Below are 13,694 nucleotides of genomic sequence, written 5' to 3'. Positions count from 1 at the left end.
AGGTCGACAAAGCTTCCGACTTTACCGACCTCTTTAATCGTAGCTACTAATCTATAGCAAAACCGCTTCTAGCGGTTCAAGCGCAGCGTTTCAAACCTCCACCTTTGGTGGAGGTCATGACTTTTGCCGGCTTGTAGCGAGAAAGATTGCCTGTGCCAGCTGAATGTATAGCGGCCTGTCGCGACCACGAATCACTCCATCCAATTGATTAATCACCGGCCGGATTATGGCGAGGAGGGCAGAAAATCCGTACGTCAGAAGTGAATATCAAGTTGTTGTAATTAAAGCGGATCTGCAGGTAGTCAGGAAATGTCTTGCAAACGACTGACGATGTAGCATTGTGGCACAGGAAGAGCGGCGGGAAAATATCGGTCCGACTAATATGCTCTTCGTTAGAATGCGAGAACAGCGAATAAACCTTTCTTAAAAAGGTTGGGGCAATCTCAGCGCAGAACAGGCGCCGGGGGTAACCATGGTATTGATGACATCATTGCTGACAGGACTGGTCGCAGCCATGCTGCGGTCGCTGTTTGCCGTGATCATTGTCGCCTTCCTGATTGCCGCGACATTTCTCAGCGCCTTCATCGCGTTTGGTACGCCGATATTCCTTTTCGTTCTGACGGTCATCGGCTTCAATGGCGGCCTCATCCTTTATGCGCTTGCCTGCGTCATCCGCGCACGCGCCCGCTCGGTTCACTGATCCTACCAACATGCAGGTGTCGTTGATGGCTGCCCAAGGATTTGGTCGATAGTTACGCGCGTGCACCATTATTAACTTGAATGTAAATCATTTGAATTCAAATCAATAATATGCAACAAGTCTGCATGAGCAACATGCAAGACACCGTACGTTTCCGCTTCGGCATCACCTTTTCGGGTCTCGCCCGCCGTTGGCGGCGCGCAATCGAGGAGAGATTGGCGGCCGCCGGGCTGGCCGATGCCACCTGGGCGCCGCTGATCCATCTGGGGGAGGCGGGGGACGGGCTTAACCAGACGGAGCTTGCGGCGCGGGTCGGCATAGACGGCTCAAGCCTGGTGCGGCTTCTCGACATGCTGGTGGCGCGCGGGCTGGTGGAGCGTCGTCCCGATCCCATCGATCGACGCTCAAAAAGGCTTTTTCTGACAGAAGCGGGCAGGGCAGCCGAGCGTGATCTAAGGGCCATTCTCGTGCGGGCTGAGACCGAGTTGCTCGCTGATCTCGATGACGCGGAAATTGCCTCTGCGCTGGCGGTGTTTGAAAAGATAGAGAGGCGGCTTTCGCCGGCGCAAGAGTGACATTCGCAAGGACTGACATTGCCGATGCGCTATCGCGCCGGGGTTTCGATGTGCCGAGGCTCGGCTTTAACCTGCGCACCGCGGTTGCTGCGCTGATTGCAGTGGCTATCGCCTGGAGGCTGGGGCTCGAGCATCCGCAATGGGCTGGCATGACTGTCTGGTCGGCATCGCTGCCGGTGCGCGGGCAGTTGCTCGAAAAGAGCGGCTATCGTCTCGTGGGAACTGTGGTCGGCACGGTGTTCGGGGTCGGCCTCGTGGCATATTCGCATGGCAATGCAGCTGTCCTGGTCGCCGGACTGGTGCTGTGGATTGGTCTTTGCGTGGGCGCGGGCAATGCAGTTCGCGGTTTCTTGTCCTATGGCACAATTCTCGCGGGCTATTCGGCAGCCATGGTGGCGCTGCTCGACACGCCCCATCCGGAACAGGTCTTTGCCCTCGGCTTCGATCGCTTTTTGACCGTTGCCGTCGGCGTTCTGGTGGCGCTGGCCATCGGCTGGATCTTCGCCGACCGGACCCAAGAAAGCGGCCTTGCGCTTCGCGTGCGTCGTATTACAGCCCGCCTGCTGGCAGAGTTGGTGTCGTCGTTGCGCGGCGGCGCTACTGGGTCAGGCGACAATCATCGTGCCATCCTGTCCGAACTTGCCGACATTGATGATGTTCTTGAGCCGCATGCTGCCGGTTCGATCAAAGCGCGTCGCTCGATCAGGGCGATCCGGTTGCTGATATCGGCCGAGGTTTCGGTAATTCTCCGGCTGAAGAATGGCGAGATACAGTCCAACACGCGATTGGCCGAGGCCCTGGAGGCATTTGGATCGGCGATCGACGCGCATCGCTCTCCAGAAGATCTGCTGGCAGCTCTGCACGATGTCGAAGCCGCAGCCACCACGCAAAGCCTTACGGATCTCATCGACGCAATCCGGATCTATATAGTCGATCTGCCAGGCGAGGAAGCAAGCCGCGCGTCGCCGTTGCTGCCCGTGCTGCACCGGGACTGGGTGGGCGCATCGCAGGCCGGGATTCGGGCAGCCAGCGCGATGCTGGCGGTGGGATTGCTCTGGCTGGTGACCGGATGGAGCATCGGCCCCTTCATGATGTTGGGCGTCTCGGTCATGGCATCGGTGTTTTCTCCCGCCGACAACCCGGCTTACATCGTGCGCTTCGTGTTCATCGGCCAGATCATCGGTGCCTGCAGTGCCATCGCGCTGCGTTGGCTTGCCTGGCCGCATGCGGGCGGTGAGCTCGAATTGGTTGCGATGATGCTGCCCTTCATGCTGGTCGGGCCGTTCCTGCAATCGCATCGGTCAACGGCTTTGATGGGCTTCGACTACAACATGGTGCTGCTGCTGCTTTCGCATCCGGCACTGCCACTTGCGGGAACGTTTGGCCAGTCGCTTGCTATGGCGGCGGCCGTTGTGACCGGGCCGCTGATCGCATTCATCGCCTACAGGCTGGTATTTCCCACCGATCTCAAACGTCGCCGCGATACGCTGGTATCCATGATGGTGCGTGAACTGGAAACAATGGCAGGCACTGCAGGTGTTGCCAGGCACAGGGATGTCTGGTTGGCGCGCCTCAATCACCGGGTGCTGCGGCTTGTGCGTTGGAGCGACAAGATCGGGTCCGGCGAGATGGCGGAAGCCGAGGGAGGTTTGGCGGTGCTGGCGGTGGGCAATGCAATCCTGCATATGGATGAGCTGCTGCGGGAGCCCGGCCTGGCTGAAAGCGCGCAGCGTGTCGTGATCGCAGTATTGCGACGGCTAAAGTCGTTGCAGCATGCGCCCGAACGCGCCGGCCGAGTGCTGGAAATTGCCGCTGCAAGGATCACGTCAGAACCGGCGGCCCAACCCGAATTGTTCCGGGTGGCCGCCCGATACCTTGCAGAGAATGCGGAATTCTTTCGACTGCGCTGATCAGGCGGAAAACACCTGATCGCCGCCGATCCATGTGCTTTTCATTGCATGGTCCCTGCCCAGAACGACGAAGTCCGCATCGAAGCCGGGCTTCAGCAAGCCCTTGCGATCCGCCACGCCGATAGCCTCGGCGGGATAAAGGCTGGCCATGCGCAAGGCTTCCTCGAAAGGAAGGCCGATCTTTTCATGCACGAACCGCACTGAGGAGAGCATATCGATATCAGCGCCGGCGAGCGTGCCGTCGGCAAGCGTCAACCTGCCATCCTTGCGGTAGATCTGTCTTCCGTTGAGCATGAACCCCGTCAGGTCCGTGCCGATGGTCGACATGGCGTCAGAGACGATGAAGATCTTGCCCGAGCCCTGTTTGGCCCTGAGCGCGATGCTCATCGATGCCGGATGAACATGGAAGCCGTCAGCAATAATGCCTGCATAAAGGCTACCGACATTAAGGACGGTGCCCACAAGGCCCGGCGTGCGGTTTTCCAGCGGGCTCATGGCGTTGAAAAGATGGGTCGCGGTGCGCGCACCGGCCTTCACATAGGCCTCCGCTGTCTCGTAGGCGGTGTTGGTGTGGCCGAGGCTGACGGTGAAACCTGCCTGCGCAAGCTGCCGAACCTGATCCTCGGTGGTGTTTTCAGGCGCAACGGTGATCATCAGTCCATCAAACTCGCCCTTGAGAGCCAGAAGCCGCTCGAGGTCGACCTGTTCCATTGGCCGGATGAGTTGGGGATCATGCGCTCCCTTGCGGGCGATTGACAAATGCGGGCCTTCGAGATGCAGACCAAGAAAGCCGGGCACCTTCTTCGCCTTGGCATCCTTGCCGGCGGCGATCGCCGCCGCCGTGATTTCCCGTGTGTCGGTAATCAGCGTCGGCAGAAGCGCCGTCGTACCGAACTTCGCGTGCGCGGCGCAGATCTGCGCAAGGCCCTCGACCGTTTGCTCATCGTTGAGCATGACGCCGCCGCCGCCATTGACCTGCAGGTCGATGAAGCCGGGCACGACGAGCGCGCCCTGCACATCAATGACCCGGGCGCCTGCCGGCACGTCCGCGCCGACCGTCTTGATCTTGCCGTTTTCGATGACGAGCGAGGTGGCGCGATGCCATTCGGCACCATCGAAAATGTCGGCATTGGTCAGCGCAGTAAGATCGCTCATCGTGTTTCCGTGACTTTCTTGAGGGCGGGTGGTGCATCGGGATTGAAGCCCCGTGACCGTGACCAGGCTTCGGCAAAGCCGTAGAACGGCACGATCAGCGCAACCGCGTCGGTAAGCGGATGGCCGGTTTCGACGAAGGGAAGACGACGGGCGGCTTTTGCGCCATCGGCGGTGATGAAGGCGAGGGCGCCCTTTTCCGTCAGGCCATCGGCTGTCTCGATGACGGATTTTTCCGCCGCGTCACGTGCCGCGAATGTGATGACCGGAAAGCGCCGCCCGACCAGCGCCACAGGTCCGTGCAGCACTTCGGCGCTCGAATAGGCCTCGGCATGAACTTCCGAGGTTTCCTTGCACTTCAATGCGGCTTCGCTGGCGATGGCCAGCGCGGGCCCTCGGCCCAGCATGTAGAGCGACTCCGCCTCGCCGAGTTCGTCATGCAGTTCCTGCCAGCTGAGCTTGGTGGCGTGGGTGAGCTTTTCCGGCAGGTTGTTGATTGAGTGGGCGAGTTCCTTGTCCGCAGTCCATTCGGCGAGAATTGCGAGGCCGGCGACAATAGAGTTGACGAAGGACTTTGTCGCCGCAACAGCCAGTTCAGGGCCGGCGTTGATATCGATTGGATGTGCCGATGCCTCCGCGAGCGGTGAGGGCAGCGTGTTGGTGAGTGCGATGGTCAAGGCCCCGGAGGCGGTCGCCGACTGTGCCATGGCGACGATGTCGGGGCTTTTGCCGGATTGGGAAATGCTGATCGCACCGGCCCGGTCGAGCCTGAGCGACTTGCCGTAGATCGAGGCCAGCGACGGTCCGATCGAGGCGACCGCGCGGCCTGCCTGCTGCTCGATTGCGTATTTGATGAAGTGAGCGGCATGGTCCGAGGAGCCGCGGGCAATCGTGATGAGGAAAGCGGGATCCTTCTCCCGAAGTGAATGGCCCGCCTTTTTCAGGCTCGCCGCCGATCCTTGAAGCAGGCGCGCGACGGCTTGCGGGATTTCGTCGATTTCCTGGCGCATGTGGGTGGTCATGGTCATTCTCTCTTCTTCAAAACCGCGGTCAGACATCGGTGAGCGTCATTTCCGCTACAAAATCATAGGCATCGCCTCGGTAGAGGGAGCGTGTGAACTCGACCACCCGACCCGAGGCGAGATAGGAGACGCGTTCTATGGAAAGTCCGGCCGCACCGACCGGCACCGCAAGCAACGCGGCATCCTGGCCATCGACATTGCAGGCCGAGATCCGCTGGACAGCGCGTACGGGCGTTGCGCCCAGACGCTGCAGTTCTGCGTAAAGCGAAATCTCGACGGCAGCCGGGTCGGGCAGAATGTCAGCAGCAAGGCTGGCGCGCTCGATGGCAAGCGGCAGGTCGTTGGCGATGCGCAAACGCGCAAGACGCGCCACCATCATGTCAACCTTGAGGCCGAGCTTCATCATTTCGTCCGGTGAAGGGTGAAACAGGCCCCGCTCAAGCCATTCCGAGCGCGTGACGTAACCGCGCCGCGCCATGTCTTCGCTGAACGAAGTCAGTCGCGAAAGCGGCTGCTGCATCTTGGAAACCGGCTTGTTGACGAAGGTGCCGGAGCCGTGCTTGCGGGTCAGCAGGCCGTCCCGCACCAGTTCATCGACCGCCTTGCGCACCGTAACGCGGCTGACATTGGCGAACTCCGCCAGATCCCGTTCGGCCGGCAGCGCCTGGCCATGCGCCAGCTTGCCGCTCAGGATCGCGTCTTCCAGCGATTGCCGAAGTTTTACATACAGCGGGCCCGAGGAGCCCGTTTGCAGATCGGCAGGCGTGAGGATGGCTGAAAGCACCTCGTTCATCGCGACCTCTCCATGCTGGAGCCATAGGTCGATTTGGCAAGTGCTATGGCGCCGGTCAGCGCATCGGCTGCCGGTACGACGAGCCGCTCGCGATGTCGTTCGGCGAGATAGGGCGGATAGAGCGTGGCCAGACCGCCCAGCAGGCACAGCCGCCCGCCGTTGGTCAGATCGGAGACGCGGTCCAAAGCGGCATCCACCCAACCGGCGGATAGTGTGAGGATGCGGTTGGCGGTCTGGTCGCCCTGGCTGGCGTAGTCGAAGACATACGGGGCGTAGCGGCCGAAATCACCCGGCTTGGCGCGTTGAGAAAACCCCACCATCTTGGGTGGCTCGTTGTTGAACTCGCCGAGAAGCGCGGTGGTCATTGGCGACGGAGGGGAAATAAGATCGTAAGCGAGCAGGCTCTCGACCAGCGCCATCTGACCGAGTCTGGCGCCACTGCCGAGATCGCCGATATGGTAGCCCCAGCCGCCGATGTAATGAACAGATGTGTCGCATCTGGCAATAAAAATACTGCCGGTGCCGAGAATGGCGACCGCGCCGTCGCCATCGCCCAGCGCGCCCTGAAGTGCGATGAAGCCGTCCGACTCGATGGTGGATTCGGCAAAGGGAAGCCGTGCCGAAATATAGGCGACGGTGTCCTCGACATTGTTGCCGGCCAGGCCGAGATAGGCACGGGCGCTGTTAACGAGGTCTTCACTCAGACCTGCGTTTAGGAAGGCGGCGCGCGCGGCTTTCTCTATATTGGCCAGCGCCGTGTCGGGAGCGGTCATGATGTTGGCGGCGCCGCTCTTGCCGTAGCCGAGGATACGCCCCTCGGCATCGGCAACTGCCGCGCGGCAACTTGTGCCGCCTCCGTCAATACCAATGAGAAATTCGCGCATGAAAAGCCTCCTGTTAGAAAGCATACCAAAAAAATACCAATAACCAAGCCGGAATTATGGGATTTTCAACAATTTCCCTATTCCATTGAAATTGTGAGGTTTATTTTCGCGCTTTGTTATCGGTGTGACGAAAATTTAATGGTTGAGTAATTTTTTCTGGACAAGTGGTATTTTTTTGGCATTATCCGGACCAGAGGAGAAATTGTATGGCCGCACGGGGTACTGAGGCACAAAACGAAAATGCGCGGGGGATCGACACGAAGGTGCCGACCGAAATCCTCCGACTTTTGAGCGCCGCCCAGCAGCAGGCCGCAAAATCCGTCGATGGGGCGCTCGATGCGATCGCCGAAGCGTCGGCGCTTGCGGCGCAGGCCGTCTCATCTGGCCGCAAGCTCATCTATGCGGGTGCCGGCAGTTCCGGCCTGATGGCCATGGCCGATGCGCTCGAGCTTCATGGTACTTATGGAATTCCCCAGTCTCAGATCGTCATCCTGCTTGCAGGCGGACTCGGCGCGCTCTCCAATCTGGCTGGCGCTCCGGAGGACGATCTTGAGCAGGCCAAGGAGGATGCGCAGCAGATCGATGCCGGAGACTGCGTCATCTGCGTGTCGGCAAGCGGCTCGACGCCCTACGCTTTGGCGCTGGTCGAGGTGGCGCGTGCCAAGGGCGCCAAGATCGTCGCGATCGCCAACAATCAGGGTGCAACGTTGTTTGAGGGCGCCGATGTTGCGGTGCTGCTCGAGACGCCGCCTGAAATGGTGTCGGGCTCGACCCGCATGGGCGCCGGCACAGCACAGAAAATAGCACTCAACATGCTTTCGACGTTGATGGCTGTGCGCCTGGGGCACGTCCATGACGGCTATATGGTCAATCTGCAGGCAGACAATAAGAAATTGCAAAACCGCGCGGCCCGGATAGTGTCCGAGATCGCCGGCATCGAAATCGCGCAGGCTGTGCGGTTCGTCGATGTCGCCTCGGGATCGGTCAAAACAGCAATTCTACTTGCTGCGGGCGCGGAAGACAGGAATTCGGCTGAAGCAATGCTTCGGGAAAGCGGCCACAACGTTCGGCGCGCGCTCGGCATGCTCGGCAGATAGAATGGGAACAAAGGTTTAGAGAACGCCATGGTGGCGTCGAAATAACAGGGAGAACCACATGACCCGTACCACTATCAAGGCACTCCTTCTGGGTGCCAGCGTGCTGGCCTATGCCGGCGCGGCATCCGCCGAGGATGTCACGCTGACGATCGAGAGCTGGCGCAACGACGACCTGGCGATCTGGAAGGACAAGCTGATCCCGGCGTTCGAAGCCAAGAACCCGGGCATCAAGGTGGTGTTCGCGCCGTCCGCTCCGACCGAATACAACGCTGCGCTGAATGCGAAGCTTGAATCCGGTTCGGCTGGCGACCTGATCACCTGCCGTCCGTTCGATGCCTCGCTTGAACTCTACAAGAAGGGCTATCTGGCCGACATCACCAAGAACCCGGGCATGGAGAACTTCTCCGACGTCGCCAAGTCCGCCTGGACGACGGACGATGGCTCTGCAGCTTTCTGCGTGCCGATGGCTTCGGTCATCCATGGTTTCATCTACAACAAGGACGCCTTCGACAAGCTCGGCATCACCCCGCCGAAGACCGAAGCCGAGTTCTTCGCTGCGCTTGAAAAGATCAAGGCAGACGGCACCTACATTCCGATGGCGATGGGCACCAAGGACCTCTGGGAAGCTGCCACTATGGGCTACCAGAACATTGGTCCGAACTACTGGAAGGGTGAAGAAGGCCGCAACGCGCTGCTGAAGGGTGAGCAGAAGCTGACTGACGAGCAGTGGGTCAAGCCGTATGAAGTGCTCGCCAAGTGGAAGGATTACCTCGGTGACGGTTTCGAAGCCCAGACCTATCCTGACAGCCAGAATCTCTTCACGCTCGGCCGCGCGGCGATCTACCCGGCCGGTTCTTGGGAAATCGGCGGCTTCAACACCCAGGCGCAGTTCAAGATGGGCGCGTTCGCTCCGCCGGTCGCCAAGGACGGTGACGATTGCTACATCTCCGACCACACTGATATCGGCGTCGGCATGAATGCAAAGACGGCGCACAAGGCAGAAGCCGAAAAGCTGCTGACCTGGATTTCCTCGCCGGAATTCGCCGACATGTACGCCAACTCCCTGCCGGGCTTCTTCAGCCTCAACAAGACGGCCGTGAAGATGCAGGATCCGCTCGCTCAGGAATTCGTCTCTTGGCGCGAAAAGTGCAAGTCGACGATCCGCTCGACCTACCAGATCCTGTCGCGTGGCACGCCGAACCTCGAAAACGAAACGTGGGTTGAATCCGCCAACGTGATCAACGGCACGGATACTCCGGCTGTTGCCGCCGAGAAGCTGCAGAAGGGCCTCGACAGCTGGTACAAGCCGGCCAAGTAAGCCTCAAGGCATGACATTGTGGCGGCGCATCCAATAGAGCGCCGCCATATTTGCAAGTGGACTGCTATAGGCTCCCCCCGCCACTTCGGGGATGCATGACAAGCCAGAGGGCTTGGGCCATACTTGGCGGACACGCGCACGCGCGGGGCCAGGTTCCTTCACCAGTAGACGGAAGATTTCGAATGTCCGATCCAGCCGACATGATCAACGCAGTCAGCCCGGTCCGGCGACCGTTTCGCTGGCACATCATCTTTTTTCTTCTGCCGGCTGTCATCGTCTACACGGCAGTGATGATCATTCCCCTGGCGAACACGCTTTGGCTCTCCTTCTTCAACCAGGTCGACGGACAACGGGTGTTCGTGGGCTTCGGCAATTTCGCCACGCTGTTCGGCGAGCCGCGATGGGCGGCAGATTTCTGGAACGCCCTGAAAAACAACGTCATTTTCTTCATCATTCATATGCTGGTGCAGAACCCGATCGGCATTGCGCTCGCGGCGCTGCTGTCGCTGCCACGGCTGCGCTTCTCGGCATTCTATCGCACCGCCATCTTCCTTCCGACGCTGCTGTCCTTCGTCATTGTCGGCTTTATCTGGAAGCTGATCCTGTCGCCGATCTGGGGCGTGACGCCGTACCTGCTCGACGTGATGCACCTGAAATTCCTGTTCGCCCCCTGGCTCGGCAAGCCGAGCTCCGCGCTCATTACCGTGTCGCTGATCTCGGTTTGGCAATATGTCGGCATCCCGATGATGCTGATCTACGCGGCGCTTCTCAATATTCCCGACGAGATCATCGAGGCGGCGGAAATGGACGGCATCACCGGCTGGAGCCAGTTCTGGAAGATCAAGCTGCCGCTGGTGCTGCCGGCGATCGGCATCATCTCGATCCTGACTTTCGTCGGCAACTTCAATGCGTTCGACCTGATCTACACCGTGCAGGGCGCGCTCGCCGGGCCGGATGGATCGACCGATATTCTCGGCACGTTGCTCTACCGCACCTTCTTCGGCTTCCAGCTGCAGCTCGGTGACCGCTCGATGGGCGCGACGATTGCCGCCGTGATGTTCCTGATCATCCTCGCCGGCGTCAGCTTCTATCTGTTCGCCATCCAGCGGCGCATGCGCCACTACCAGTTCTGAGGAGAGCGATATGTCCAAGGCCCGCACCTCGACATCGAAGTCGATCGCAGCCCATGCAGTGCTGCTCGCCTATACCGCGATCGCCCTGTTTCCCGTCGTTTTGACGATCATCAACTCGTTCAAGTCGCGCAATGCCATTTTCCGTAATCCGATGCAGCCGCCGACCCCGTCGACCTTCGATCTGATCGGCTACCAGACAGTGCTGGGGCAGGGGGATTTCGTCCACTACATGCAGAACTCGATGATCGTCACCGTTGTTGCGATCGCGCTCGTGCTGCTGTTCGGTGCCATGGCGGCGTTCGCACTCTCCGAATACCGCTTCCGCGGCAATACGATGATGGGTCTTTACATGGCCCTCGGCATCATGATCCCGATCCGCCTCGGCACGATCGGCATCCTGCAGGGCATGGTGGCGACTGGGCTCGTCAACACGCTGACGGCGCTTATCCTGGTCTATACCGCGCAAGGTCTGCCGCTGGCGATTTTCATCCTGTCGGAATTCATGAAGACGGTTTCCGACGACCTGAAGAATGCCGGCCGCATCGACGGGCTTTCGGAATACAGGATCTTCTTCCGGCTGGTGTTGCCGCTGATCCGTCCGGCCATGGCCACGGTCGCAGTGTTTACCATGATCCCGATCTGGAACGACCTGTGGTTCCCGCTGATCCTGGCGCCGGGTGAAAGCACCAAGACGATCACGCTGGGGGCGCAGATCTTTATTGGCCAATTCGTCACCAACTGGAACGCAGTGCTGGCGGCTCTGTCGCTCGCCATCGCACCCGTCCTCGTACTTTACATGATTTTCTCGCGGCAGCTTATCCGCGGCATTACGGCAGGAGCAGTTAAATGAGTGCATCGCCCATCCGGGTTCTCGTCGCCGGTCTCGGCAATATGGGCATGAGCCATGCGCTCGCCTATGCCAACAATCCCGGCTTCGAGATCGTCGGTCTCGTCAACCGCTCCAAGCCCGAGCTGCCGGCGCCGCTTGCCGGTCGCGAGATCCTGCCGTCCTTCGACGAGGCGCTGGCGGAATTGAAGCCCGAGCTCTGCTCGATCAACACCTATTCAGACAGCCATGCCGCCTATGCGATCAAGGCAATGGAAGCGGGCTGCCATGTGTTCGTGGAAAAGCCGTTGGCGACCACTGTGGCCGATGCCGAACGCGTCGTCGCCTGCGCCAAGGCCAATGGCCGCAAAATGGTGATCGGCTACATCCTCCGCCATCATCCGTCGTGGATCAAGCTGATCGAATTGTCGCGCGATCTGGGTGGCCCCTTCGTCTTCCGCATGAACCTCAACCAGCAGTCCTCAGGCAAAACCTGGGGCACCCACAAGGCGCTGATGCAGACCACGCCGCCGATCGTCGATTGCGGTGTGCATTACGTCGACGTGATGTGCCAGATCACCGATGCCAAGCCGGTTTCGGTGCGCGGCATGGGCCTCAGGCTTTCCGACGAAATTGCGCCTGATATGTACAATTACGGCCACCTGCAGGTGACCTTCGACGACGGCTCCATCGGCTGGTACGAAGCCGGCTGGGGTCCGATGATCTCGGAGACCGCTTTCTTCGTCAAGGACGTGATGTCGCCAAACGGCAGCGTGTCGATCGTCATGGACCCGAACGCCAAATCAGACGACATCGACACTCACACCAAGACCTCGACGATCCGCCTGCACAAGGCCAAGACAGGCCCTGACGGCAAGTTCCTCGAAGCCGACCAGATGCTGCAGATGGCGGGCGAGCCCGGTCATCAGGAGCTTTGCGACCTCGAGCAAGCCTATGTGCTCAAGGCGATCCGCGAGGATATCGACCTGACCCGGCATATGAATGATGCCGTGCAATCGCTGCGGATCTGCCTTGCGGCGGATGAGAGCGTGCGCACCGGCAAAATGATAGATCTTTGAACCTGGAGAGGCTCCTTGGGTAACCTTACGCTCAAATCGGTCAGCAAGTCTTTTGGCCAAGTCAACGTGCTCAAGGGCATCGATCTCGAAGTCAAGGACGGCGAGTTCGTCATTTTCGTCGGCCCGTCCGGCTGCGGCAAGTCCACGCTGCTGCGCTCGATCGCCGGGCTTGAGGACATCACCTCAGGCCAGATCGTCATCGACGGCAAGGAAGTCTCGGCGGTGCCGCCCGCCAAGCGCGGCATTGCCATGGTCTTCCAGTCCTATGCGCTCTATCCGCATCTGACGGTGCGCGACAATATGGGCCTTGGCCTCAAGCAAGCCGGCACGCCCAAAGCCGAGATCGAAAGTCGAGTGCAGGAAGCTTCGGCACTGCTGTCGCTCGATCCCTATCTCGAACGGCGCCCTGCCGAACTTTCAGGTGGCCAGCGCCAGCGCGTTGCCATCGGTCGCGCCATCGTGCGCGAGCCACAGCTCTTCCTGTTCGACGAGCCGCTTTCCAATCTGGATGCCGCGCTGCGCGTACAGACCCGGCTCGAGATCGCCCGGCTTCATCGCCGGCTCAAGGCGACGATGATCTATGTGACCCACGACCAGGTCGAGGCGATGACGCTGGCAGACAAGATCGTGGTGCTGAATGCTGGCCGGGTCGAGCAGGTCGGTTCGCCGATGGAACTGTATAACAGGCCGGACAACCTGTTCGTTGCCGGCTTCATCGGTTCGCCGCAGATGAACTTCATCGACGTGGATCGTCTGGGCGAGAGTGGCTACAAGACGCTTGGTGTCCGTCCCGAGCATATGTCGCTGTCTCGCGACAGCGGCCAGTGGTCCGGCAAGGTCATCCATGTCGAACACCTGGGCGCCGACACGATCGTCTACATGGAAAGCGAAAAGGCCGGCTTGCTGACGGTCCGCCTGTTTGGCGAGCATGCCTATGCACCCGACGATGTCGTCTATGCATCGGCTAATAATGGCACGACGCACCGCTTCGACGCCAACGGCAAAGCGATGAGATGACAGGACTGTTCGCACCCCCCTCTGCCCTGCCGGGGATCTCCCCCTCAAGGGGGGAGATCGACTCGAGGCGATCCCCCGGCTCCGAACAGGTGCGTGCTGAGGATGTGAGGGGAGTTGTTTGGGTAAAGTGTGCGCTCCATCCAATCTCCCCCCTTGAGGGGGAGATATCAGGCAGGGCAGAGGGGGGT

Annotated in this window: 13 protein-coding genes; 9 read left to right on the top strand and 4 right to left on the bottom strand. The window is 60.1% G+C overall.

Annotated elements, in window-relative coordinates; all coding sequences use genetic code 11:
• Positions 1-472 precede the first annotated feature (472 nt).
• From JJB09_RS09820 to JJB09_RS09810, 3 genes are all read left to right on the top strand, one after another.
• On the top strand, positions 473-700 hold the full coding sequence (locus JJB09_RS09820) for a hypothetical protein (RefSeq protein WP_201656767.1): 228 nt from the start codon (positions 473-475) through the stop codon (positions 698-700).
• Between the two features lie 125 nt (positions 701-825).
• The gene (locus JJB09_RS09815) at positions 826-1,275 is read left to right on the top strand and encodes a MarR family winged helix-turn-helix transcriptional regulator (RefSeq protein ID WP_201656766.1); all 450 of its coding nucleotides are present in this window, start codon (positions 826-828) and stop codon (positions 1,273-1,275) included.
• Positions 1,272-3,185: an FUSC family protein gene (locus JJB09_RS09810; protein WP_201656764.1), complete on the top strand. Its 1,914-nt coding sequence runs from the start codon at positions 1,272-1,274 to the stop codon at positions 3,183-3,185. The genes JJB09_RS09815 and JJB09_RS09810 overlap by 4 nt, the downstream gene beginning before the upstream one ends.
• On the opposite strand, the gene nagA is transcribed toward JJB09_RS09810, so the two are convergent.
• The 4 genes from nagA to JJB09_RS09790 are packed head-to-tail and all read right to left on the bottom strand — an operon-like array spanning position 3,186 to position 7,036.
• A complete protein-coding gene (nagA, locus tag JJB09_RS09805; RefSeq protein WP_201656762.1) occupies positions 3,186-4,340 on the bottom strand; it encodes an N-acetylglucosamine-6-phosphate deacetylase in 1,155 nt (384 codons plus the stop codon).
• Positions 4,337-5,359, bottom strand: coding sequence for an SIS domain-containing protein (locus JJB09_RS09800; protein ID WP_201656867.1), 1,023 nt, complete (start codon positions 5,357-5,359; stop codon positions 4,337-4,339). Before JJB09_RS09800 ends, nagA begins: the two co-directional genes overlap by 4 nt.
• 28 nt (positions 5,360-5,387) lie before the next feature.
• Positions 5,388-6,152 (bottom strand): GntR family transcriptional regulator, encoded by a 765-nt coding sequence (locus JJB09_RS09795; RefSeq protein ID WP_201656759.1) that lies wholly within the window; start codon positions 6,150-6,152, stop codon positions 5,388-5,390.
• Positions 6,149-7,036, bottom strand: a complete 888-nt coding sequence (locus JJB09_RS09790; protein WP_201656756.1) for a glucosamine kinase nucleotide-binding domain-containing protein — start codon at positions 7,034-7,036, stop codon at positions 6,149-6,151. The genes JJB09_RS09795 and JJB09_RS09790 overlap by 4 nt, the downstream gene beginning before the upstream one ends.
• A 206-nt stretch (positions 7,037-7,242) precedes the next feature.
• On the opposite strand from JJB09_RS09790, the gene JJB09_RS09785 reads away from it, so the two are divergent.
• The 6 genes from JJB09_RS09785 (at position 7,243) to JJB09_RS09760 (ending at position 13,506) form a co-directional block, all read left to right on the top strand.
• The gene (locus JJB09_RS09785; RefSeq protein WP_201656753.1) at positions 7,243-8,133 is read left to right on the top strand and encodes an N-acetylmuramic acid 6-phosphate etherase; all 891 of its coding nucleotides are present in this window, start codon (positions 7,243-7,245) and stop codon (positions 8,131-8,133) included.
• A gap of 58 nt (positions 8,134-8,191) precedes the next feature.
• On the top strand, positions 8,192-9,451 hold the full coding sequence (locus JJB09_RS09780; protein ID WP_201656750.1) for an ABC transporter substrate-binding protein: 1,260 nt from the start codon (positions 8,192-8,194) through the stop codon (positions 9,449-9,451).
• 182 nt (positions 9,452-9,633) lie between these two features.
• A complete protein-coding gene (locus JJB09_RS09775) occupies positions 9,634-10,584 on the top strand; it encodes a carbohydrate ABC transporter permease (RefSeq protein WP_201656747.1) in 951 nt (316 codons plus the stop codon).
• Positions 10,585-10,594: 10 nt separating this feature from the next.
• Positions 10,595-11,434, top strand: a complete 840-nt coding sequence (locus tag JJB09_RS09770) for a carbohydrate ABC transporter permease (RefSeq protein WP_201656744.1) — start codon at positions 10,595-10,597, stop codon at positions 11,432-11,434.
• On the top strand, positions 11,431-12,489 hold the full coding sequence (locus JJB09_RS09765) for a Gfo/Idh/MocA family protein (RefSeq protein ID WP_201656741.1): 1,059 nt from the start codon (positions 11,431-11,433) through the stop codon (positions 12,487-12,489). The genes JJB09_RS09770 and JJB09_RS09765 overlap by 4 nt, the downstream gene beginning before the upstream one ends.
• A gap of 15 nt (positions 12,490-12,504) precedes the next feature.
• Positions 12,505-13,506, top strand: coding sequence for an ABC transporter ATP-binding protein (locus JJB09_RS09760; protein WP_201656738.1), 1,002 nt, complete (start codon positions 12,505-12,507; stop codon positions 13,504-13,506).
• The last annotated feature ends 188 nt before the right edge of the window (positions 13,507-13,694 follow it).

It is taken from the genome of Phytoamicus setariae (genome assembly GCF_016722925.1).
Taxonomy (GTDB): domain Bacteria; phylum Pseudomonadota; class Alphaproteobacteria; order Rhizobiales; family Rhizobiaceae; genus Rhizobium_E; species Rhizobium_E setariae.
Note: the sequence above shows the minus strand (reverse complement) of the source record. Positions and strands in the feature narration are given on the sequence as shown.